This is a genomic window from Leptospira fletcheri, assembly GCF_004769195.1.
In the GTDB taxonomy this organism is placed as follows: Bacteria; Spirochaetota; Leptospiria; order Leptospirales; family Leptospiraceae; genus Leptospira_B; species Leptospira_B fletcheri.
This window is the reverse complement of record NZ_RQET01000004.1, coordinates 1,335,955-1,358,713: the sequence shown is the minus strand read 5'-3', so window position 1 is coordinate 1,358,713 and position 22,759 is coordinate 1,335,955. Positions and strand designations below refer to the sequence as shown.

Here is a 22,759-nt window from a genome sequence, read left to right as displayed (position 1 = left end):
TTAGGTTGTCTATCGGAAGGAACCGGGAAAACTAGGAGGGGTATGGCATACTACTCCAGTGGATTCGGCATAGAAGTGACTCCCGTCGTTCGAAGACTTCTCTTCTTGAATGTGGGAGTTTTTGTTTTGGAATTTATTCTGAAACTGGCCTCTTCCGGGACTCTCGGGCTTTTTCTGGGAATCTTCGGACTCGTCCCGGAATTCGTTCTCCACAAGTTCTTCGTGTGGCAGGTCCTCACATACGCCTTTCTCCATGATCCGAATTCCATCTTTCACATTCTTTTCAACATGCTTTCCCTTTGGATGTTCGGCTCCACCTTGGAAGCGTACTGGGGAAGCAGGAATTTTTTGAAATTCTATCTGGTATCCTGCATAGGCGGAGGAATACTCCCCTTAGTGGCGCATAGCCTAGGATTTGCCCAAGGAACCATCGTCGGAGCTTCGGGCGGACTCTACGGACTCCTCATCGCCTTTGCGCTGATTTGGCCGAATCGGGAACTTTATTATTTCGCGATTTTTCCGATCAAAGCGAAGTATTTCGTCCTCATCCTTTTAGTTTTGATCGGGTTTACCTCTTCCTCCAGCGGAGTGGCCGTGACCGCACACGCAGGGGGCGCCCTCTTCGGAGCTCTGTATTTCTTTTACAATAATAAACTGAAATACAAATTCAATTTCGGACTTCCTTCCTTTTCCCTTTCGCGCTGGCTGCAAAAAAGAAAAATGAAGCGATGGCAGGAGGAAATGGTCAGCCGGGAAAAGGCCAAGGACGAAGTGGACCGACTCTTGGAAAAGATTTCGAGGGACGGAATGAACTCCTTGAGCAGAAAGGAAAAAAAATTCCTGAAAGAGGCTTCCTCCAAGTACTACCATCCCGATGAATGACCCTTTCTCTCCGGGCAGGGACACGTTTTATTTCGACCAGACTTCCCTCCGAACCCCGCATTTCAATTTGGCTCTGGAAGAAGCGTTGGCCTTACGGTTGGTCGCGGAAGGATACCTCGGTGGGATCCGTTTTTGGGAAAATCCCAGATCCATCGTGATCGGACTTTCGGAAGATCCGATTCGTACTGCGGGTCAGAAAAACCTGGATACTTTTTTCGGATTCGCCGAACGCTTTCCCCTTTCCAAAAAACCGAAGACCGGATCTCCGCCGTATGTGGCAAGAAGAGCCAGTGGAGGAGGAACAGTGGTACACGAGCCCGGCTGGAACCTGAACTTCAGCCTCTTCGTTTCGATCCGGGAAAAACCGGAGCTCTTTCCTGTGGGAAATTCCTATTCCATTCTATTAGGAATCGCTTGCCGTGCCTTATCTTCCCAAGGCATAGAAAGCAAGGCGATGGGAAAATCGGATCTCGCGACGGAAACCTCCGAGGCCTGGAAAAAAATCTCCGGAAACGCCCAGTTTCGAAAAAAGGAATGCATCGTGCAGCACGGCACTCTGATTCTAAATCCGAGATTGATCTCTCTCGTATCGGATCTTCTTCCGCACCCTCCCGAAGAACCCGAATACCGGGAAGGACGGACCCACAGGGATTTCGTGACCTCTCTTCCTCCCGAATTCTCTCCGGCAAAATTCAAGAAGGACCTTTCCCTTTTATTTGCGGATTATCTGGGGGTGGAAAAGATCGGTACTAGGACGGGCAGACCCTTTCGCAAAAGCGTGCTTCTCGAAACGAATCGATTGTTTCGGGAAAAATACGCCTCCAAAGAATTCATTACTGGCGAACGTTAGATCCGGCCGGCCACAAATCCTACCGAGGACCCGATGAAATATCTTCCAGAACAGGACCCAGAAATCTTTAAAGCGCTTCAGGCGGAAGACAAACGCCAGGAAGAAAACCTGGAAATGATCGCCTCCGAAAACTTCGTTTCCCGCGCCGTGCTGGAAGCGTACGGTTCCACTCTTACGAATAAGTATGCGGAAGGATATCCCGGCAAAAGATATTATAACGGATGCGTAAACGCGGACGCTGTGGAATCCGTCGCGATCGAAAGGGCAAAAAAACTCTTCGGAGCTGAATACGCGAACGTCCAACCCCATTCGGGAGCCCAGGCGAATATGGCCGTCTTCCTTGCCACTCTGGAACCGGGGGATTCCTTTTTAGGAATGAACCTGGCTCATGGAGGACATTTGACTCACGGCTCTCCCGTAAACATCAGCGGTAGGTATTACCGTCCTATTCCGTATGGAGTGGATCCGAAAACGGAAACCATCGACTACGATTCGATCGCGAGTCTTGCGAAAGAGCACAAACCGAAATTGATCGTAGCGGGAGCTTCCGCGTATCCCAGGACCATAGACTTCGCGAAATTCGGAGAGATTGCGAAGAGCGTAGGCGCCAAATTGATGGCGGACATCGCCCATATTTCAGGCCTGGTCTCCACCGGAAACCACCCTTCTCCCGTCGGAATTTTCGATTACGTAACGACCACCACTCATAAGACGCTTCGCGGTCCGAGAGGAGGTCTCATTCTTTCCAACTCGGAAAACGAAAAAGTGCTGAATTCCAGGGTTTTCCCCGGAATCCAAGGGGGCCCTCTCATGCATGTCATCGCGGCCAAAGCGGTGGCGTTCGGAGAAGCTCTCCAGCCGGAATACAAAACGTACATCCAAACCGTAATGGCAAATGCGAAAGTCCTGGCCGAAGTCTTTGTAAAACGGGGCTTCCGCGTAGTGAGCGGAGGAACGGACAATCACCTGGTCCTACTAGACGTTTCCGTCAAAGGACTGACCGGAACCCAAGCCGCAGACGGATTGGATGAGATCGGCGTCACCGTGAACAAAAACGCGATCCCTTTCGATAAAAATCCTCCGGCAGTGGCTTCCGGGATTCGTTTAGGAACTCCTGCGCTCACCACTCGCGGACTCAAGCCCGCCGACATGGAAAAAGTGGGACATCTGATCTGCGACTTTCTGGACCATCCGGAAGATTCCAAAAATGGGGAAAAAGTCAAAGGTGGAATCAAAGAAATCGCTCAGCAATTTCCGATGGATCGATTTAGATTGGAATAGGGAAAAAAAGAAAAGAAGAGAAATGGAAAAGGCGTCCTTTAAGGGCGCCTTTTTTAGGAATCAATTGACCTATATTATTTTGCTTCCTTGCATTCGGTTCTCCATTTGAGAACTCCGGCAACATCGGCTTTCGTGGCTGCTTGGCATTCTTCATACGAATTGAAACTTCCCATGGTGGAGTATCCTCTAACCGAATACAACCAAAGAACCCAAACACTTAACACCAGCATAAATCTCTTCATAAACATTGTCCTCCGAACAACAATCGTCTGAATTTAGGTCAAATTCCTTTTCGCACCGGCTTCCGTTCGCCGTGGTGCCCGAGAGTTGGAGGCTTGATCGTTGCAAACCCGAATCGGTAATTTAAAATAATACGACGCAGTGTCGCCCTTCCTGCTTACTAAAGTTTTGAAAAATTTTTACCGATGACGATTATTTATGAAAAGAAGTTAAGAATTTCTTTCCTAATCTACATCTTAAGGATTAGCCGATTCGATCCCGAAAGGATTAGGGCAAAATAACCTTTTCCCGAAAAAACGGATCGCCGAAAATTCGACAGATAAGTCTATAACTTATTTCTTAAACAATTTCCTGATTCCGTCGGTGAATTCCCGACCCACCGGCAGGTTCGTCTCATCTTCGTTCTTTAAAAAAAGGGAATATGCCCCGCCCGGCTGGGATCTCGTAGCTGCGACGTAACTCTTGTTCACGATATACTTTCTATGAATGCGTAGAAATTCCTCCCCGGGCAGTTCCTTCTCGAAATCTCCCAACAACTTAGGGGTCTCGAAATCCCCGTTCTTCGTATGAAGGATGGAGTGTTTTCCGTTGGCGGTCAGATAGAAAACGTCCGAAGAGAGAATTCGATGCACGAGTCCCTTTTCCCGGAAGACCAACACCGGATCGGGATTTCCCGGAGTTGCGAGCTTGGACAGGGAACGCAGTTTGAGCTGCTCCAGTGCACGGCTCATGCAAGCGTCGAATCGTTCCTTGGTATAGGGCTTCAGAAGATAGTCGCACGCACCGACTTCGAAGGCACGTAGCATGTGTTCGCGATAAGCGGTGGTAAAAATCAGAACGGGAATCGGATCTCCCATCTCCTCCAGCAATTGCAATCCGGTCTTTTCGGGTAGATTGATGTCCAAAAAAACAAGATCGAATTCTCCCTTTTTCAGCAGATCCAAAGCCTGGATCCCCGTCCGAGCGATTCCTCCCACCTCGCAATCTTCCCAATCTTCCAGATATTTTCGGAGCAGGTCTCTCGCAGGAACTTCGTCCTCGATCACGAGTACTTTGTATTTGGGCGACGTCATTCTCAGATCTCGTATTCCAAAAGTAGGATATTGTTTCCGGAGTTCTTCTTAAAAGCCAATGCTGCGGCTCCGAAATTGTATTCCAATCTGGATCGTATATTTTCCAGAGTGCGGGAAAATTCCGATTTTCTTCTTTCGAAGGAAACTCCGCTCACATTCACAGACTCTCTTCCATTATCGATTACCGTAATGCGAACTTTTCCCGCAAATGCTTGCGCGCATAATTCCAGTCTTCCCGGTTCGGACAGCAGCTCCAATCCGTGTTTGAAACTGTTTTCCACCAAAGGTTGGAGGGTCAGCGGCGGTATACGCAATCTGGAAAAATCCCCATCCCGAGTCGTACATATCGTGAGGTTATCCGAAAACCTTAGCCTTTGCAATTCCAGATAGTCCACGGTAAATTTCCACTCCTCTTCGAAAGGGATCAGTCTTTCGTATATCCGATCGCAAAGAAATCGATACGTGTCCGCGAGAAGGATCAACGCGTGGTCCGCTTTTTCCGGATCCGTCACTAAGAGGGAGTGGACCGTATTCAACGTGTTGAAAAGATAATGCGGATCCATCCTGCTTTGTAGGGTCCTGTATTGGATGTCCTTCAGTTCGTTCTCCGTCTTTTTTTTCCTCTCTATAAGCATCTGCATGGATTTTTCCAAAAAGGAGATGAATAGCGCCAGAATGAGACTTCCGAGAAGAATATTGTAGGAACCTCCGTGGTTCCTTCCCACGCCTTCCCCGGACAATAGGATCGCGTGTAGAATTCCTCCCGCAGCGACTCCGAAGACGGCGGCGAAACCGGAAGCGAGGACTAAGAATGCGCCGGTGCTAAAAGGCCCTAGCCTTCGTCCGTTGATGAACTCTACTGAAAACTCGACGATGGAACAGACGGAATGGGTGGTGACTTGGGTCGCCAAAAAAACTTTCCAGAACGGGGAAGGCGAATTGTGAGCGACCAAAAGGGAGTTCATCGTGCCAAGAACGGTATTGACCGTGAACCAAAAAGCGATCTTGAACGCCCGGATCCTAAAATCCATCTTCTTACCCATTTCCCAATTTCTTTCCCAAATCGATTTACCGTCGATTCCGTTTTTTGCCGTTTATTCCTCCCTATGTAACCTCGATTCCGAAAAGCGAATTTTAACGGGAAATGATGTGGACCGGGACTTTTTGGACAAAGTCTAGTAGACAGAAGAACGGAACTACGATTAGGTTATCGGAAAATAATTTCCTTCCTCGCCGAACTTCGACGGGGAATCTAGGGGGCCGCCCTTGAAAGCAGGAAACTCGATTCGATTAAAGTCCGTGTTCTTACTGTTCTTTGTTTCGACGGCTATGAATGCAGAAGAAATCGTTACCACGAAAAAGGACGAACCGGACGGATTCTACGGTCTGAAGGTGGGGGGAATCGTCTCAGGTTCCTACGGCCAAAGATACAGGGACAGCGCGTCCGGTATCTCCAATGCCTATCCGAACGACGAGACCGGCTTCTCCACTCCATGGACCTTATTAATGATCAATAAGGAATGGAAAGAAACCGGAGTCAGCTTGGAACTTTGGGGGGAATTGCTGAGAGCCAGCCAATTCTCCTCGAGTACCCGGGCGGACGGAGGAACGAAATCGAATCCTTATACTCTCGGGATCAGACACGCTCTCGTCCGAAAGACTTGGGACACCAAACTGGGAACCTACTCCCTTACATTCGGAATGCAGGAACTTCCTCATACCTATACGCAATGGAAGAATTACTGGCAGTGGAGATACGTGGACAAAGGCCCGTTGGAAAGTTTGGGGTTCGCCCAAGCACCTGCGGACATCGGATTCGGAGCCAACGGAAAATGGGACGCTTTTTCCGCACATGTCATGCTCTCCAACGGGGAAGGATATCGCCAGAGCCAAAACACGGACTCCTCCGCGATAGACCTTTCCTCCAGGATTTCGTACGAACCGAAGATAGACGAAGACACTCGCTTCGGCCTTCATTTCTTTAGCCGGAACGCAAACTTTGCGGGTGCTGCCGGGACGGACTGTAACGAAGGAACGACCTGTATGCCTTCGGATAACAATCCGTCTACGATCCTACGGAAGGACCTTCGCGCCCTCCAAAGCACATCCTATGCGGTCGAAGCCGACTTTGATAAGAGAAAATTCCTGAATTTCGGGATCGGCTGGATTTGGAAGAAGCAGAACGGAGGCGCCATCGTGGATCGGGCCCACCCTAGCGCTCTGCCCTTGGCTCCGGGGGTGGACTCTACGGGGGATGCGGGATATGCTTGGTTGGCTTTGGTTTGGGATTCTATCAAGATCGTGGGGAGAATGGAAGGCGGAACCGGAAACAATGGAGTCATGTCGGCGGACCGATCCAGGATTTCCCAAATTTTTCCCGGAGTTCCCGACTCCGCATCTTGGTCCCAGGTGGCGGGAACTCCGGTTAGGAGTTCCTCAGGCTACGAATCCCATACTTCCTTCCGCAAGGGCTCCGTTTTTGTGGAATGGATTCTTTCGGATACGATCAAACTTTCCGTCGGCTATTCGGAATTGAGAAATCGGGACGTGAACGGAAGTCGCCAACAAGTATATATAGACCAGAGCGGATTAGCCCGCACCCAAGCGGATTACTTAGGACAATACACATCGAATACCGGAATCGGTATTTCGTCTTACGGCCAGTTGGATAAGGAATGGGCGTTTTGGACGACGGTGGAATTTTAGCGGAGAAAAACGGTATGAAACGCAAACTATGGATCGCAATTTCTTTGGGATTGACTCTCGGCTCTTTAGTGCTTCTAAGCCAGGAGAAAAAGGAACAAGAAGCCAGAATCGCTTTTTTGGTAGGAAATGTCCAACTGCAGAAAGCGGGCAGCGGACCTTGGGCTCGATTGAAGCAAGGAGATCCGGTGGGAGAAGGGGACATCCTTTCCACGGGAAACGGATCCAAAGCGACAGTCGCTTACAGAGGCTCCGAATTCCGAATTCTACCGAATTCCAGGCTCAAACTTTCCTCTCTCCACTCGGAAGCCAAAGGTGGAAAGATGAACGTCTTAAGCGGATTTGCTTGGTTTCATGTCGTGAATTTGAACGGAAAAAAATTCGACGTCTCCACTCCTACGAATACGGCAGGTGTAAGAGGTACTTCCTTTTCGGCGTTTTACGAACCTAAGTCCAAGGACTCCGGATTCTGCACCTGCGAAGGAAAGGTAGCCCTGACTGGAAACGGGGAAAAAGGGGACGGAACCGTACAGGAAAAAGGATTCGGAGGATATTACTCCGGAGAAGGCGGAGAACCCAAGAGGACTTCCTACGAGGGAATCATCATAAAGTTCAAATCTATGCCCCCGTTTAAAGAGATGATGAAGAAGAACATCTCCTTAAAAAACTGCCTGTCCTGCCACATCCCGCAAGGATGGACGGCATCGGACCCGGTTCCCATGGACGAAACGTACGGAGCATCCGCAAATTCGCACTAACCGACTCGATGAAACGAATCGGAGATGCTCGTACGCGTTACGGACAGGTGATGGTGGACCCTGGGTTGGTCGCGTAGGCCCCTTGGAACTGTAGCCCCGCGAACAGGAACGGATACGTCTGTGTGCTCGGGATCGGTTGGGTCAACAGTTTGATCTTGTCCGTAGTCGTATTCAGATTACAGGTTTGCGCCGAATTAGTCGGGTTGGTCAGAGTTGCCAATCCCGCCTTCGATGGCAATGGAATCTGTCCCAGGATATTATTTACCAAAGGAATGATCAGGGAAGGAATCAACGGATTCACGACCGTCAACACCCCTTGCGGATCGATACCGAACGGATTGTATTGGCTTCCTTCCAGGATATCCAATGTATACGACATGCTGGCCGGATCGACCACCAGACTCAATGCGTTCAGGTTGCTATATCCGGTGATTCCCGTAGGTTGAACGAATGGAGTGAACTTGATGGTGCCTAAAGCCTTAAAACTAGCCCTTGCGGTATTGATCAGGTACTTGGGTCCGCTTGCGGGAACTCCGTAGATCCTCAATTCCAAATCGGTGAAGTTCACCTCCAATTGCGGAATAGCGGAACCGGAAGGAACCGGTTTCAGACTTCCGTTCGGCGCGTGGATGGCCCAAAGATCGATTTCCACACCGTCCGTACCATTGACCGTGATGGTCTGAGTCGGGTTGGATGGATTCAAACCGGTCAGACTCGGAAAGCCAGGAGCCAGGATATTGATGATGGCCGAAGCTTGGAGCAGTGTCTTGGTCAATTGGAACAGGGCTCCGTTTCCTGCATACGTTTGGATCTGGTTGATGAATGCGGCATTCAAACCCAGGTTAAAAGCCCCGTTCTGCCAAAGACTATAGGCTGCTTGAGTGACCGTATCCGCGCTGAGTCCCAAGAGTAAGCCCGGGGTTGCATTGCTTTGCCCGAATAGGTAGTTCTTCGCATTTTGGATCGCGGTGGTTCCGGCAGTTCCGGAAGGAGCAGTGCTTACGAATCCCACGGCAGCATTATGACCATGGTAATTCGCGTTTGTGGAAGCCAAGCGGGAGCTGGATTTTGCCACCAAAGCTACATTCGCGGAGGCCACGATTCCTTTGTTGGATCCGGAAGATTGAACTGCCGCATCCGAAGCGACCTGAAGAGAAAGAATCAAAGGGAAATTCGCGAGCGGAGCAGGAAGGTAACTCGGAAGGTCCAGCTCCAACCCAGGATTGTTCAAGGATTGCAGCACTGCATTCAACGCATTTACGGAAACCCTTTCCACGATGTCCGTAAGAAGCGCTTGGGTGATGGACGGAGTCACCTGGGGAACGGCGTTCGAAGCGATCATGTTCGTGATCGGCCCCAAGAAAGATCCCAAACCGCTGGTGGAACCTTGCAGGCTCATGGAAGCGGTGTTCAGGTTCTGCCACCATTCCGACACGTAGAAGTTCCCGGTGATCGGATCGTTCGGATCGAAAGGATAGACTCCGTTGGGAGAAGGACTTCCGCTAGTGTAACGGTTGATCTGAACGTTGATATTTCCGCTCGTATCGAACCAGGTCGTTGCCTTCGCTCTCGCTAATCTCGGAGTATACGGGCCGCTCCCGTTTACCGTGGAATTCGTCGTAAAATAGAAATCCTGATTGTTACCGATGAGACATGCGAGCACGGTACAATCATGGGTCAAACCGATGACGGCCAGATCGATCACGGAATATTCGCCAAAGATATCTATCCCGATCGATCCGTTTCCGGTAACATAAAAGGAATCCGTAATATTCGCCGTTCCATCCGGAGCCGTAGGAGGAATCGAGATGCCGGGAATGAACACGTCCAAATACATCGGAAGGTTTCCGAGACCTAACACGCTGGCCACTACGTTAAACGCTCCCCCGTTCGGATTTCCACCGCAATACCCGTCCCCGTACTGTCCGGAATTATCCCCATAATTCCGGACGTAGGTGATCTGGCCCTGGTAGTAGTTGATACATCTGGACGAAAGAGTCGCCGCACTATTCGTAGAAGGATTTCCGGCAAAATCGTTGAAGCTCATTCCTCCGATCTTAAAGTCCGCGTGCGCGAACTTTTGCAGGATCTGACCGAACAGAAGCATCGTCTGGGCCTGGTCCATCACGGTGGTAGAAACCCCGGTAAGAAGCCCATACGGATTGGTATTTACCGCACCGTAATTAAAGGAGAAGTAACGATTGAAAACCTCTCCGCTTGCGGTGGTAATCTGATAATAGTAGGAGTTCCCTCCGGTAAACACATAAAGCCCGGGAGTGGAAGTTAGACGCGCATCGGCGATCAGATCTAGATTGGAAACCAGCGGAGAAGACATGGAACAGGTTCCCGTACAGAGCGTGTACTGATCCGTGGAACCCATGTGATTCAAGGTGATGGACTGGATCGGGTTCGCGCCTGAAATCGGATTCGTAAAACTGCTATTTACATAAAGATGCGCGTTCGTCGGAAACGTGATGTCCTTTCCGCCGGAGTTCCCCCAACCTAAGGCGACGTTGGTATACGCGCCGGCAGTACCGGTGGAAGTAACGAAATAATCCGGCTCGGTGGTGAACTGGATTTGGTAAGGAAGCAAAGCGGTTCCGGAAGAAGTGGCCGAATTCGCGGTGAGGGTCAGCGTATAGGTCGTGTTTGCGGCCAGCTCCTTGTACGGATCGAAGATCAATCTCGTTCCGGAAGCCCAATGGAAGATTCCCCCTTTTCCCGGTCCCGGAAGAGCTACGTTGCTTCCGTTCACGATGGAAAGGTCGGACTGCACGGTAGCCTGGTTCATGGATTTGGAAAAACGGATTTCCAGACTTTTATAACGGTTCACGTTGGTATAAGAACTGATGAAAAGAATCGCGCTCGGTCCGTTATTGCCGAAATTCGCGGGAAGAGAAGTAGGGGTATCCAAAGCGGAATACACGCTACTACTCACTCCCTGAGGAAGGGTTCCTCCTTGGTCCGTCACGATCCCCATTGCACCCAAAAGGGAACCGAACACTCCGCCCCCGGATTTTTTACCGGCACAGGACAGAGCCAAGGCGGCGAGCAGAAACAAAAGAACTAAAGGATTGCTGAAGGCGATTTTCTTTTTTTCCAAGCGTTTCATAATCTTCCCTCTCTCGATCATCTTACAGAAAACATAACGTTCAAATCGTCGAAGTACGTCGACGTGGGCTGGCCGGTATTCCAGTTATCATAAAAATAGTCCCCAACCGGACTGAACTTCCTTCCGTTTTGGTAGATATCCGCCAAATCCCCGATCAAGGTACCGGCGGAATAAAGGAAAGAAGTGTTGTCGTAGGCCTGGGTCTGGATCAGTTGCGAATTCAATAAATTCTCGAAGTCCTGAAACAGGTCCTTCACCGCATAATGCGAATCCATAAAAGCGTTCGCTTCCAGGTAGGAAAAGAAAGCTCCTTGGACCGCGAGATAGTAACCCGTTCCGTACAGATTCTTACCGTAAGGCGCGATTGCGTTCAGCATGGGAGGCAGGCTCTGAGTCAGCAAGTTTGTGACCGTATAGGTCCCGGTATGATTCGGGTGAATGAATAACGAAGCCGCCACATCCAAGGTATTCTGTATATCCGTAAAGGAAGGCTGGATATTGATGAGCAGATCCAAAAGAAAATCCAAGGACTTGACCACGGACCACCCGGAAGCGCTGGACATATAATCCCGGACGTTACTCGCGAAATTATCCACATCGCTCCAAGTAGGATCGTAGATATTCGTGGACCTGGTCGCATAATACGTCGATCCACCGCCACACACTACGGTGGGGTCGGGATTACAGAAGAGCTGCGGATTCGGATATTCCACGATATGATCCCGGAACCAATAGAGGACTCCGCCCTGGATGTCGAACTTAGTGGGGCAATTCGTTTGGAAGGAAGGATCATCCGTGGCTCCCGCACATTCGGATACCAGCAGGGTTTCTCCCATGATACTTTCCAAAGCGGGGGAAATCAAAGCGAAGGCGTCCGCGTGGGAAGCATCTCCGAGCTGAGCTAAAAACTGGGACAATCCGGAAACCAATCGAGTCTTGCTGATCAGGTTCAGCATCCCGTCTTGGAATCTTCTCGTATTCTCTATCAGAATGCTGATAAACGAACGATAGGTATCGTCCGGTTGGTAATCCGATACTCCTCCGCCCGGATTTCGGATCCCGTAAGCGATCCCATTCGTCCGGATCTGATAAATGGAAGGAGGACTCGGATTTGGTACGCTTCCGTTCGTCGTATCAGGACCGTAAAAGGCGTAAGGACGAGAAAGCAGTTCCGCCAAACGGGAAAGGATGGACACGGGATTTACGGGAGTTGCCGTCGTTTGACCGCTTACCTTATCCAACACGGATTTTGCCAGAGCCGCGACAAAAGGAGTAAAACGGTTCCGGTATGGCCAATACACGGTATCATTCGCATTGAAAAGATCCGGAGTGACGGGAGCCGGAGAAGTGGAAGTCGTATTGATGGAAGAACTCGTGTCCGTGCTGGCAGGCGGCAAGAAACCGAGCATCTGTAGCACATAGCCGTTCTGAGAAATAACGGGAGGAATCAGACCGTAGCTGATGGTAGGCTGAGGAACGAGCAAGGACCAAAGAGCGGAATACACTACCGTGGGTCCCATGTTTCCGCTGCTCGCCGGAACTCCCGTACCGTCAGCTCCGTAACCCCACCCTTCCACGAGCATAGCGGAATCCCCGGGAACCGAGGAGAAGTATTGCAGGTCCTGCTTCGTCGTGCTGTACACCTTCAGCATCTTCGTGCTGTCCGGAGAATTTCCGGTCGTACTCTTCCATTGTCCGTTATAATTTCCGCAAGTACCGGAGGAAGCGGTCGCCAAAGGCCCGCAATTCGGAGCCAAATTCAGCATACCTACGAGACCGTTTCCTACCGCTGTGACGAACAGGGCCTCCGCAAAAGCCACTGTCGCCGCCAACTTAGCGCGGACCGGCAATACGACTACGAATCTCTTTTCGTACAATAACCATTGTAGATTTTTATAAAATGCCTCTTCATCCGAGGATACGGCTCGTTGTGCGTCGGTTTTCGCGATTTCCGGAATGGTGTACTGCCCCGCTCCTGCAGCAGGATCTGGATTTGTGCAAGTATAATTTCCAGCTGGCGGAGTAGGATAAGTATTGGGATATGTACAGGTCCAAGTGTTATATGGAGCAGCCGGAGAATAAGTCACATGATTTGAATGCGTTACCCAATCACAACTAAGAGCCGGACTACTGTTAGAATACCCTCCCATGGAAATACACTTATTCGTGGCATTCGGGTTCAGTTGGATATCGTAGCGATGCGTTTTCCAGGAAGGTTGGTAATGATTCTCCGCGAGATTCGAATACCTCGCAATGGAACCGTCTGGCGAAAGGTAATTTCCTCCCGCGTCCCTCCGATTTACGTTATAATAAGGCCCGTATCCTTTGTAGGTAACCTTCACCAACCAGTCCAACATCCAAGGAAGGGTCTTGTTAAATACCTTGTCATAAGAACCGGCGCTCGCGGAAAGATCGATGGGATTCGTACTCGGCACCTGCGTAGCTCCGCGGGATGCATCCTCCATCAAGGAAAGCACTCGCGAATTCATTCCGATCAGATAAACGGAGCCGTCCCTGTAGACGTTGTTGCTCGTCCTGCTCTGCTCGGAAATATTCTTAAAATTGAAGGAATCGGAGGAGGAAATGACGGACATCATCGCAAAGAGACCGTCCCCTAGAGTGATTTCCCCTCCAGTCATTCCGGTGATCCAATCGTTCGTAGTGGTGGTCGGATCCCAGGTATAACCGTAATTGTCCGCCAAATACAAGATAAGAAACAAAGTCTCCAACGCGGACACCGTATAACTGTTGGCATTGTAAGCCCTGTCCAAACCGTTTCCGTCCACACGGATCAGGTTTCCCAAAGATTGCTCGATCGGCCCCGCTCCGGAGGAGGAAACGGAAGAAAGCAAACTCGTAGGAAATCCTAACGAATTCAGATTCGTAGCGGAATCCTTCAGAAAATCGAATCCAGTATAAGAAGCGCCTAACGCAGGATTTTTAGCGGGAACTACTAAATCCCGGATTACCTGAAAAAAGTCCGTCAACACCACCCCCAATTCGGAGGAATGAAGAGTGCCGCCCGGAGCGTTATATGCCGCTTTCGAACTGTAGACCGTCGGCTGTCCCGCTACGGCAACGGTGAAGTAATTATTCAGATTCAGAATCAATTGTTTCAAAGTCGTAGCCGGCGTAGTCTGGTTCATGAACCCCGCTTGGAAATTCATCATGTCCCCGACCCCGTATACGATATTGATAAAACCGTTTTTCAAGGAATGGGTAGGATCGCTCAGCACGGAAGGAGCAAAGAATCCGTCCAACAACCCCTGCACACCCGATCGAAAATTCGCATTCGCTGTCAGCGCCTTGTAAAGAAAGTCCTCTGCTTTTTTGAGAAAATTCACCGTCGTTTGCTTTTGCAGCGTATTGGCGGTGGAGGTAATGGATTGCTGGATCTGAAGATTGGTATTCGTATTGTATTCGTCCAAAAGAGCCTGAGCGCTAATGGGAACCAAGTTACGCACGACCGGAGAAGGGTAATTCCGGATCTTTTCCATCAGCGGCTGCAAAGCGGAGTATGCATTCGCATTATTCGTTTGAAGTTTATTGATCAGGTCCGCTCCACCGGAAGCCAGAGTCTGCATTGCGGGACGACTTTGCAGCATCATTGCCTCTGCTGCCCGTAAAGTACCCAAATTGTCCGGCTGGGGAGCCCTTGCTAAAGAATTTCCTAATGCAACGTTAAAGGCGACCGGATCCAAATTCGTAAAAAAGCTCTTCACTACCGGAAACGGATTCAGAAAAGTAAAGAGAGAAACTCCGGTGTACGTCGTGGTGCCGTCGGAGAATTGAGAAATCCCCGACTTATCCGTCCCCGCATGAGAACAAGCGGTCGATAAGACAGATATAAGAGAAAAAATAAGTAAATACTTGGATCCTCTGCCGGAAACAGACCTCTCGTCTCCTGGGATTGCCAGTGATTTTTTTCCTATTTTCATTCCCAAACTTCCCCAGTTCAGCCAATTTCGCATTTTATAACGATCGTTATCCGAAAGAGATCTTTCTCCTTTTTGTATAGATGAGAGAAAGAATTTGTTCAAATCATTTTTATATATCAATCGTTCGGATCATGTATCGGTCGCTATACAGGTACATATCACAACTCGCCATACAACGATTTTTTTCATACTTTTCACATTTTTTTCAAGAACGATTGTTATTTAAAGAGGTCCTCTTCGTCGCAAACAATCGAATGATTTTATATTCCCAATCCTTATAAACGGCTTTTAAACGCCTTAACTCTTAAGTATCGAGGAAACATGGACTTGAGAGGACATAATTGTAGGAAATTGAAATGAAGAGGATTCGATTCCGATATGCCGCCTTTCCAAGGAGTAAGGCGGAAGGCAAGAATTTATTTCCGCAAAACCGACGGAATCCTGAAAAGAATTCCGCCGGAAAAAGGGATCGCTTAGATTAAGCCGAAGCCGGTTTAGCCTGCTTCCGTTTGTAAATCGAATAACCGATCGCTCCCAAACAGATTAAAAGCCAGATGTACCAGAATTTGACGAGAAGGATCGTGATCGCCGTGATCACGAAGGCCACTACTCCTAAAACGAAAGAGATCGCCATCTTACCGAACTCTCCGATAAAAGGAATGAAACTCAGTAATGCAGTCAAGGGCCCGACCAACAGATTCAAACTCGCCCACATGATGACGAAACAAACGATTCGACCGATCCATTTCATCATCTTGTCGTCGGAAGCGATGTCCTTCATCGTCTTTTGATAATCTCCGACGGACGCGTTTAGAAAAAGATTGTCCTCTTTACTTCTGAATTTTCCCATCGAATGTCCGGAAACGGAACCTACGAAAGTCATATTCTCCTTCGGAATCGGCCTCACATCCACATTTACGCGTTCGCAGCCTTCAATTTCGTCCTTGGAACATTTTTCGTTCAGATAGACGTATTCCTCCTTCAAAATCCCTTTCGACAGATTCGCCGCTTCGGGTGCGGAAGAAGGAACTTCGCTCGTAAACTCCACGTCTTTCAGATTGACGGAATAAGAGGTTCCGCTTTCCCCTTTGATCTTCGCGTCGTTTGCGAAAGAATTGATCTCGGAATGCGAAACTTGGTAAAACGGTTTGGATTTACAACCGGTGAGTTCGAAGTTTCGCGGATTTTTTGGAGAAGAGGTCCATTCCAATTTACATTTGCGGACTTTCTTCTTGTTGGTTCCGCTTCCTTCTTCCTTCACTTCCTCAGTCCAAGCATAGACCTCGGCGGTTTGAGAATAAGAAATATAATGTCCCGTTTTAACGAATTCCCCTCCTAACGGATCAGCTGTAAGCATACCTGTTACATACGACGGAAAACCTTCTTTGGCTTCCGCCGCGGGAACGGCTCCTTTCAAAGCCGCACTCGCTTGCTCACAGGTTTCGACCTGATAGATTAGAAATAAAGAAGCGGGGAATAATAAGATACCGGTCAGGATGCCTTTAAAAGAATCGCCAAACTGACCAAATATACCGACGTCCTCCGAAGAGGACATCCCATCCGAACTTTCCAATGCCATGAATTTATCTCCTGAATGAGGGTGAAAAACGAAACAGCATCATACACTCAAGAGAAGACGTTAGGCAATTTATTTTTTCCGAAAAAAAGAGGTTGTGAGAAATTTATTCCCTACTTACTTACGATGGAATTTTAAAATAATTCTAACCAGGCGGTGCGAATATCCGGTTTTTCCATAAAATAGGTCCCGATCAAAGCGGCATCCACATAGGGACGAAATGCGTCCAAGTCCTGCTTGCTCTTAACACCGGATTCCCCTACTTTTATGATATTGGGCGAAAGCTTGCCCGACACTTTCGAAACTAGGTTTTGATGAATCGTGAAATCGTCCAAATCTCGGGTATTGATACCTACGATGTTCGCGCCCGCGTCCGAGGCGATTTCGGCCTCTTCCTCAGTATGAATCTCCATCAGGACATCCATTCCGAGATCTCTCGCCTGACGGATTAAGGAACCTATGGATTGACGATCCAGGATCCGAACGATCAATAAAATCGCTCCGGCACCGAACTCCCGTGCCTCCAGGATCTGCCTAGAATCTATTATAAAATCCTTACGAAGTACGGGGATTCGAACCGAATCGGAGACCCTTCTCAAATCCTCCAAAGAGCCCCCGAAATATTCCCGATCCGTAAGGACGGAAATGCAGGAAGCCCCGCAATCTTCGTACGTCTTAGCTACGGAGATAGGATCGTAATCCTCGCGGATCGTCCCGGCCGAAGGGCTCTTTCGTTTGCATTCCGCGATGATGGAGAATTTCCGGGATCGAAGAGACTGCCAGAGACTCGGCCCGGAATAGCGAGGAGGATTGTATTCGGGAATCGATTCCAATTCCCGCTTTTTGGTTTCGAGAATTTCCCGTAAAACTCGGTGCAAACCCATCCGATCAATTACGGAAGGACTTAAGCGCTTCTTCCTCTGTTTCCCGGATATCGAAAAGGGAAGTAAGTTCAATCACGTCGAAGATCCGTTTTACGGCAGGCTTGATTCCGCAGATTTTCAGACCACCTTCTTTCGCGTTCAACTTTCGGAGGGTGGAAATGCAGGCTCGAAAACCGGAAGAGGACATATAATCCACTTCCTGCATATTCAATATAACCCTTGTATGTCCTTGGTTGTCGATGAGATCGTTGAGATTTTCTTCCACCTCGTTCGCGATGGAAACGTCCAAGCGTCCTTTGAGGTATACAATGAGAACTCCGTCCTGTACCTTATGATCCAGCAAAGGAACCTACCTGAGCGATTAATTAGAGACAATTCTGAGTCCGAAAATTAGCCTGTCAACCAAGTTCCCCCGTATGGCAAATTTTCCTACCTCCTTGCTCGGCCAGAGAGTTCTCGTTCTAGGCGGCGGAGTCTCCGGCATGGCGGCCCTCCGTCTCTTACGGGAAAGACAAGCTATTCCCCTCTTATGCAATTCGGAGCCCGTTCCCTCCGTAGCAGAAACATTCGTAAAAGAGGATGTTTCCTTGGCCTCGCTTCTTCCATTAGCGCTTGTTGTAAAAAGTCCGGGTGTTTCGCCCGGGCATGCGGTGATCAAGCAGGCGCACTCCCTGATGATTCCGGTGGTATCGGAAGTGGAATTCGCCCGCGGATTCTTTACGGGAAAATTACTGGGAGTCACAGGTACGGACGGAAAATCCACGACCACAGCATTGACCTGTCACCTACTCTCCAAGGATTTTCCTGGAGCTACCGCTGGAGGAAACATAGGTCATGCGTTCAGCGAATTCTGTACGAAACCGATCCCGTTGGCGGTTTTGGAATTGTCCAGCTACCAGCTGGAGGATTCCGGTCCTCTCCAACTTGACGTTTCCGTAATTTTGAATCTTGCACCGGATCATCTGGAGAGACACGGAACCCTAGACGAATATTTCTCCGCCAAATCCAGGATCATAGACAAGAATAATCCCCGTCATACCCTAGTCGTCAGTTCCAAATTATTCCGGGAAAGGGTCCAGAAACTGAATTGCCTCTGTAGAATCCAGACCTTCGGTAGAGAACAAGGCAACGACGCGATCATTCAGGACGAAGCAAGGACGATTCAAACCTCGCAGGCGCTCTACGACGCGAAATCATTTCCCCTTTCCGGCGGACACAATCTGGAAAATCTAAGCGCGGCCATCCTGGCTGCGGAGGCCTCCGGAGGCAAACCTGTCAATATCCAAGCGGCGATCTCCTCGTTTACCGGCCTTCCCCATCGCTTTCAGAACGCGGGAAAAGCGGCAGGAATTTCGTTTATCAACGATTCCAAATCCACGAACCTACACAGCATGTTGGCGGGAATGAGCACGTGGAAAGACCGAAAAACCACCTGTTTGATCTTAGGCGGACGCCCCAAATCGGAATCCGCCGAGCCGCTTAAGGATTTTTTAAAAGCGGGAATGGGTTGGGTAATCCTGTTCGGAGAAGCGAGAAAGATCTGGGGAGAGGAAATTTCACCCATTTTGGGAGACCGTCTCGTGCAGGCAGACACCTTGGAAGAAGGATTTTCCTGGTTAAAAAACGCGATTCGAACCGGAAGAGCCAAGTTGCAATCCGTGGTTTTTTCTCCCGCATGCGCGAGTTTCGATCAGTACAAAAACTTCGAAGAAAGAGGGGAACATTTCCTGAGCATGGTTCGCCGTTGGGCAGAGGAAGAACCCTAAAATCTCGAAAAGCTCTTTCCGGAATTCATTTCGTAAGATGCGGGTGCTGGGATAATTTCTCCCAAACTCTTGCGTCGATGAACATTTTCAACAATTCGGAATCCAGATGGTTGTCCTTGGCTTCCATCTCCAAAATGTCGAGAGCACGATCCAAGGGAACCGCCTTCTTATAAGGCCTGTCCTTGTCCGTCAAAGCGTCGAATATATCCGAAATGGTCATGATCTTGGACTGGACGGGAATATCCTCCCCGGACAATCCGCGGGGATATCCGCTTCCGTTTAATTTTTCGTGATGAGCATGAGCAATCGCGGGAACCATCTTTAAATCGCTGGTCCAAGGGATCTTGCTCAAAAACTGGAAGGTATGTTCCACATGGGATTCGATTTCCTTGCGTTCGTCGAAATCCAAGGAACCTTTTTTGATCGTGAGAAATCCGAATTCGTACGGCGTGATCAGATTCAGTTCCTCTCCCTCCGTAGTCGTGTACTGCAGCTTTGCGATCTCTTCCAAACGGTAGGAATTGGTCTCTTCCAATATGGTAGGCTCGTTGGATTGACGGATGATCTGCAGCATGGAACTCAGCCTCCTGAATTCCTCCGTCTTTTCGAAGTCGAGGGACTTTTCGAAATCCGCGAATCCCAAGGTTCCGTGCTTCTTTAAGTACTCCACTTTTCTAGCGTTGAACCGTGCTTCCAAATCCTTTGTCAGGAATTTAAAACGCCAATCGATCAGATCCAGTTCCAACTCTTCCAGTTTTTTGGCCTTAACGAGCACCTTTTCCCGGACTCCCACCTTTCCGAAATCATGAAGCAAGGACGCATAACGGATCTCCTTGATCTGTTCCTTGCTGAATTTGACGTCCTTATATTTTCCGTTCTCGACCCGATCCATCGCTTCGGCCAAGCCCACGGTCAAAAGAGCGACGCGAAAAGAATGTCCGCTCGTGGTCGGATCCCTGGCTTCGATCGCATTTACGGACGCAGTGACGAACCCTTCGAACAGGGTTTCGATTTCCCGAAGAAGGTAATTGTTCTGAATGGCTACGGCAGCTTGGCCGGCCACACCCAAAACCAACTGAGAGGAGTAGTCGTCGAAGGGTTGAACGTCCTCTCCTTTCATCTGTTCCACGGTCAGTTTCTGGTTGAAATTCCTCTTGCGGTTGATCAGTTGCAGGACCCCGACCACCTCTCCTCTGTGGTCCTTCATAGGAACGACCAACATGGACTTCGTATAATAATTCGTTAATACGTCGAAATTCCCGTTAAACGTGAACTCCGTTTCGGGAGGAAGATTGTACGCGTCCGAAATATTCAGAATCTTACCGGTTTCCGCCACGTACCCTGCGATACTCTCCTTGTTGATCGGGAGCAGGAATTCCTCTCCTACGCTCAAGGCGGAGATTTTGAATCTCAGACTTTTAACGAAACTGATCTCATCCCTCTCTACGAGATACAAGGATCCGGAATCTGCGTTACAGATTTCCCTTGCACTGTATAGGATTTCGCCCAATAATTTACCGAAATCCTTTTCGTTGGCCAGACTGATTCCGATCCGCGTCAACCGGTTGATTTCGTATTTGGCGGTGTTGATCCGGTGGAGCAGATCGAATTGATCCGTCACCATCTGCAGATGGATAAACGCATTGGCCAAACCTTTACAGATATGAAGGTCGGTCGTCGTGTTCGGTAGTATTCCGAAGATCAAATCGTCTTCGATTTCGGTCTGTTTGTGATCGTCATAGTCCAGGCCGGCGTTCAGGATAAATCTCGCCAGGATCAGCGGATTCAAACGGAGCTGTTCTCGGATTCGTCTGTGATCTTCCTCCAGCGCAGCCGCGGAAAGATAAAAGACGATATTCACGAATTGTTCCGTGTCGCGGATTCCCGGATATTCGTAAAAGTCCCGGAGAAGTAAAACTTCCGGATGGAGCTTATTTCGAAGTACGGTTAACCTGCGGTCTAGAGCCGGATCATCCGTTACCACATATTGCTGAAACTTGGACTCCATTCCTTGCGGGCCCATCCTACGACAATTCTAGTTTGGTGAAAAGGAGAATTTTCCGAAGGACGGAAACCCACGCCAAACAGGCGTTCACGTTCGAAATCGGTTATAGAAATGCGTAAAGTATACTCATCGCCAAACGGAACTTCGAAGGTCGGAATCTTCTCCGCTAGGATTAGAGGAAAAATCCCGAAAAAAACCTCAGGAAACCCGTAAAATAAAAGGCGCTCCCCGCTAGAAAAGCAAGGAACGCCCGAGACTGTTCGTCAAATAGCTGTTCGGGTTAGAATTAACGCTTCAGACCTAGAACTTCCTGCAGCATTTGGTCCGTAGTCGTGATCGTCCTTGAGTTGGCCTGGAATCCTCTTTGGGTTACGATCATGTCCGTAAACTGGTCGGACAAATCCACGTTGGACATTTCCAGAAGTCCGGCATTGATTTTTCCCCGGCCTGCGACCCCGGCCTCCCCGATCAAAGGTTCCCCGGAGTTGTTGGAGAAAGCGAACATCGTATCTCCCGCCTTATCCAAACCTGCCGGGTTATTGAAGACCGCTGTGGCGATTCTAGCCAGCGGTTGCTTGATTCCGTTCGAGTAAACGCCGGTGATGGTTCCGGAATTATCTATGGAAAAAGACTCCAAGTATCCCATGGTGTATCCGTCCTGCTTTACCGCCTTCGTGGTAAAATCGGAGGAGAATTGAGTGATTCCGTCCACCATCCCTGCTTCGCCCAAGGCCAGGTCGAAACTCTGCACCTGTGGATTTCCGGGAATCCGGAAGGAAACCTTAGCGCTCAATTTACCGGTATTCATCATGTCCGCTCCGTCGGAAACGTACACGAGCTTTCCGTCCGGAGTGAAGCCGAATTCTAGCTCCGTGTTTCCGGGAAGTTGGGTATTTTGACCGCCGGTTCCGGCGACATCCGCGGAAACCTGAGTCGCATCGGTAAGAGAAACCCGGCCTTTCCAGGTATTGTCCCGAACCTTATAGAATTCCATTTTGAGTTCTCTCTGTTGTCCTTGATCGTCGAAAACCTTGATCGTAGTAACGTGACCGCGTCTTTGTTTCGGATCCGGATCGTTGATGTATGCGGTGATTTCCTCGGGAGTCGCGTCCGGGGGAACCGCCGGAACGGACGAGTTCAGGTTGGATCGGAAATCGATCTTGGAGGTCGCACGTGCGGGTTCTTTAGAATATACTGGAATAATAATATCTTCCGTCGATCCGGAGGAATTGATGTATTTGTTTCCTTTCTCGTCGAGCCTGGAATTCCACCCTTGTACTTTCAGACCGTTGGCGGGATTCACGTAGTATCCGTTCTTATCCAGGTTAAACGCTCCCGCTCTCGTGTAGAATTGCTTATCCCCGTCTTTAACAATGAAAAAACCTTCTCCGGAAATGGCCACATCCGTATTTTTTCCGGTAGTCTGCAACGCTCCCTGAGTCATGATTTTATCGATCGCTGCGATCAACGACCCGAGGCCGACCTGTTGCGGGTTCACTCCTCCGATGTTCTCCTTCGGTTCGGAAGCTCCGCGGAGTTCCTGGGAAATCATGTCCTGGAAAGTCACACGTTCGGTCTTAAAACCGTGAGTGTTCACGTTGGAAATGTTGTTCCCGATCACGTCCATTCTAACCTGGTGGTTTTTCAGACCGGAGACTCCGGAATAAAGAGACCTCATCATAACGCTTGTA

At 49.4% G+C, this 22,759-nt stretch carries 16 protein-coding genes; 6 read left to right on the top strand and 10 right to left on the bottom strand.

What is annotated here, in order from left to right; translation table 11 throughout:
• Positions 1-42 precede the first annotated feature (42 nt).
• From EHO60_RS09695 to glyA, 3 genes are read left to right on the top strand one after another with little or no spacing between them, the layout of a single operon-like run.
• Entirely contained in the window at positions 43-882 is an 840-nt protein-coding gene (locus tag EHO60_RS09695; RefSeq protein ID WP_135767892.1) for a rhomboid family intramembrane serine protease, read from the top strand.
• Positions 875-1,732 carry a lipoate--protein ligase family protein gene (locus EHO60_RS09690; RefSeq protein WP_135767891.1) on the top strand — a complete coding sequence of 286 codons (858 nt, stop codon included), beginning with the start codon at positions 875-877 and terminating at the stop codon, positions 1,730-1,732. Before EHO60_RS09695 ends, EHO60_RS09690 begins: the two co-directional genes overlap by 8 nt.
• A gap of 33 nt (positions 1,733-1,765) precedes the next feature.
• Positions 1,766-3,013 (top strand): serine hydroxymethyltransferase, encoded by a 1,248-nt coding sequence (glyA, locus tag EHO60_RS09685; protein WP_135767890.1) that lies wholly within the window; start codon positions 1,766-1,768, stop codon positions 3,011-3,013.
• Positions 3,014-3,087: 74 nt separating this feature from the next.
• Here glyA and EHO60_RS17135 read toward each other — a convergent pair whose 3' ends face one another.
• The 3 genes from EHO60_RS17135 to EHO60_RS09675 form a co-directional block, all read right to left on the bottom strand.
• Complete coding sequence (locus tag EHO60_RS17135; protein WP_167880181.1) at positions 3,088-3,255, bottom strand: hypothetical protein; 168 nt, start codon at positions 3,253-3,255, stop codon at positions 3,088-3,090.
• A gap of 330 nt (positions 3,256-3,585) precedes the next feature.
• The gene (locus tag EHO60_RS09680) at positions 3,586-4,326 is read right to left on the bottom strand and encodes a LytR/AlgR family response regulator transcription factor (protein ID WP_135767889.1); all 741 of its coding nucleotides are present in this window, start codon (positions 4,324-4,326) and stop codon (positions 3,586-3,588) included.
• A 2-nt stretch (positions 4,327-4,328) separates the two neighbouring features.
• The gene (locus EHO60_RS09675) at positions 4,329-5,369 is read right to left on the bottom strand and encodes a sensor histidine kinase (RefSeq protein ID WP_210409331.1); all 1,041 of its coding nucleotides are present in this window, start codon (positions 5,367-5,369) and stop codon (positions 4,329-4,331) included.
• Between the two features lie 241 nt (positions 5,370-5,610).
• Here EHO60_RS09675 and EHO60_RS09670 point away from each other — a divergent pair, with 241 nt between their 5' ends.
• Together EHO60_RS09670 and EHO60_RS09665 are read left to right on the top strand one after the other, a co-directional pair.
• Positions 5,611-7,032 (top strand): hypothetical protein, encoded by a 1,422-nt coding sequence (locus EHO60_RS09670; protein WP_135768034.1) that lies wholly within the window; start codon positions 5,611-5,613, stop codon positions 7,030-7,032.
• Between the two features lie 14 nt (positions 7,033-7,046).
• A complete protein-coding gene (locus EHO60_RS09665; protein ID WP_135767888.1) occupies positions 7,047-7,787 on the top strand; it encodes a FecR family protein in 741 nt (246 codons plus the stop codon).
• A gap of 37 nt (positions 7,788-7,824) precedes the next feature.
• Here the strand turns inward: EHO60_RS09665 and EHO60_RS09660 are convergent, their stop codons facing one another.
• The 5 genes from EHO60_RS09660 to EHO60_RS09640 form a co-directional block, all read right to left on the bottom strand.
• Positions 7,825-10,899 carry an Ig-like domain-containing domain gene (locus EHO60_RS09660; RefSeq protein ID WP_135767887.1) on the bottom strand — a complete coding sequence of 1,025 codons (3,075 nt, stop codon included), beginning with the start codon at positions 10,897-10,899 and terminating at the stop codon, positions 7,825-7,827.
• Between the two features lie 17 nt (positions 10,900-10,916).
• Positions 10,917-14,870 carry a hypothetical protein gene (locus tag EHO60_RS09655; RefSeq protein ID WP_246028222.1) on the bottom strand — a complete coding sequence of 1,318 codons (3,954 nt, stop codon included), beginning with the start codon at positions 14,868-14,870 and terminating at the stop codon, positions 10,917-10,919.
• Between the two features lie 445 nt (positions 14,871-15,315).
• On the bottom strand, positions 15,316-16,416 hold the full coding sequence (locus EHO60_RS09650; protein ID WP_135767886.1) for a TMEM43 family protein: 1,101 nt from the start codon (positions 16,414-16,416) through the stop codon (positions 15,316-15,318).
• Between the two features lie 131 nt (positions 16,417-16,547).
• The gene (locus EHO60_RS09645; protein WP_135767885.1) at positions 16,548-17,297 is read right to left on the bottom strand and encodes a beta/alpha barrel domain-containing protein; all 750 of its coding nucleotides are present in this window, start codon (positions 17,295-17,297) and stop codon (positions 16,548-16,550) included.
• Between the two features lie 4 nt (positions 17,298-17,301).
• Positions 17,302-17,640, bottom strand: coding sequence for an STAS domain-containing protein (locus EHO60_RS09640; protein WP_135767884.1), 339 nt, complete (start codon positions 17,638-17,640; stop codon positions 17,302-17,304).
• A gap of 73 nt (positions 17,641-17,713) precedes the next feature.
• Here EHO60_RS09640 and murD point away from each other — a divergent pair, with 73 nt between their 5' ends.
• Positions 17,714-19,063, top strand: coding sequence for a UDP-N-acetylmuramoyl-L-alanine--D-glutamate ligase (murD, locus tag EHO60_RS09635; protein WP_135767883.1), 1,350 nt, complete (start codon positions 17,714-17,716; stop codon positions 19,061-19,063).
• A 25-nt stretch (positions 19,064-19,088) separates the two neighbouring features.
• Here the strand turns inward: murD and EHO60_RS09630 are convergent, their stop codons facing one another.
• Both EHO60_RS09630 and flgE read right to left on the bottom strand, forming a co-directional pair.
• Positions 19,089-21,071 carry an HD family phosphohydrolase gene (locus EHO60_RS09630; protein ID WP_135767882.1) on the bottom strand — a complete coding sequence of 661 codons (1,983 nt, stop codon included), beginning with the start codon at positions 21,069-21,071 and terminating at the stop codon, positions 19,089-19,091.
• A 283-nt stretch (positions 21,072-21,354) separates the two neighbouring features.
• Positions 21,355-22,749: a flagellar hook protein FlgE gene (gene flgE, locus EHO60_RS09625; protein WP_135767881.1), complete on the bottom strand. Its 1,395-nt coding sequence runs from the start codon at positions 22,747-22,749 to the stop codon at positions 21,355-21,357.
• Positions 22,750-22,759 lie beyond the last annotated feature (10 nt).

What these genes read in the sequence shown, in the direction of transcription:
- EHO60_RS09695 (WP_135767892.1), top strand. Translation starts at nt 43, where the DNA reads ATGGCATACTACTCCAGTGGATTCGGCATAGAAGTGACTCCCGTCGTT.
- EHO60_RS09690 (WP_135767891.1), top strand. Translation starts at nt 875, where the DNA reads ATGAATGACCCTTTCTCTCCGGGCAGGGACACGTTTTATTTCGACCAG.
- glyA (WP_135767890.1), top strand. Translation starts at nt 1,766, where the DNA reads ATGAAATATCTTCCAGAACAGGACCCAGAAATCTTTAAAGCGCTTCAG.
- EHO60_RS17135 (WP_167880181.1), bottom strand. Translation starts at nt 3,255, where the DNA reads ATGAAGAGATTTATGCTGGTGTTAAGTGTTTGGGTTCTTTGGTTGTAT.
- EHO60_RS09680 (WP_135767889.1), bottom strand. Translation starts at nt 4,326, where the DNA reads ATGACGTCGCCCAAATACAAAGTACTCGTGATCGAGGACGAAGTTCCT.
- EHO60_RS09675 (WP_210409331.1), bottom strand. Translation starts at nt 5,369, where the DNA reads ATGGGTAAGAAGATGGATTTTAGGATCCGGGCGTTCAAGATCGCTTTT.
- EHO60_RS09665 (WP_135767888.1), top strand. Translation starts at nt 7,047, where the DNA reads ATGAAACGCAAACTATGGATCGCAATTTCTTTGGGATTGACTCTCGGC.
- EHO60_RS09660 (WP_135767887.1), bottom strand. Translation starts at nt 10,899, where the DNA reads ATGAAACGCTTGGAAAAAAAGAAAATCGCCTTCAGCAATCCTTTAGTT.
- EHO60_RS09655 (WP_246028222.1), bottom strand. Translation starts at nt 14,870, where the DNA reads ATGCGAAATTGGCTGAACTGGGGAAGTTTGGGAATGAAAATAGGAAAA.
- EHO60_RS09650 (WP_135767886.1), bottom strand. Translation starts at nt 16,416, where the DNA reads ATGGCATTGGAAAGTTCGGATGGGATGTCCTCTTCGGAGGACGTCGGT.
- EHO60_RS09645 (WP_135767885.1), bottom strand. Translation starts at nt 17,297, where the DNA reads ATGGGTTTGCACCGAGTTTTACGGGAAATTCTCGAAACCAAAAAGCGG.
- murD (WP_135767883.1), top strand. Translation starts at nt 17,714, where the DNA reads ATGGCAAATTTTCCTACCTCCTTGCTCGGCCAGAGAGTTCTCGTTCTA.
- EHO60_RS09630 (WP_135767882.1), bottom strand. Translation starts at nt 21,071, where the DNA reads ATGGAGTCCAAGTTTCAGCAATATGTGGTAACGGATGATCCGGCTCTA.
- flgE (WP_135767881.1), bottom strand. Translation starts at nt 22,749, where the DNA reads ATGATGAGGTCTCTTTATTCCGGAGTCTCCGGTCTGAAAAACCACCAG.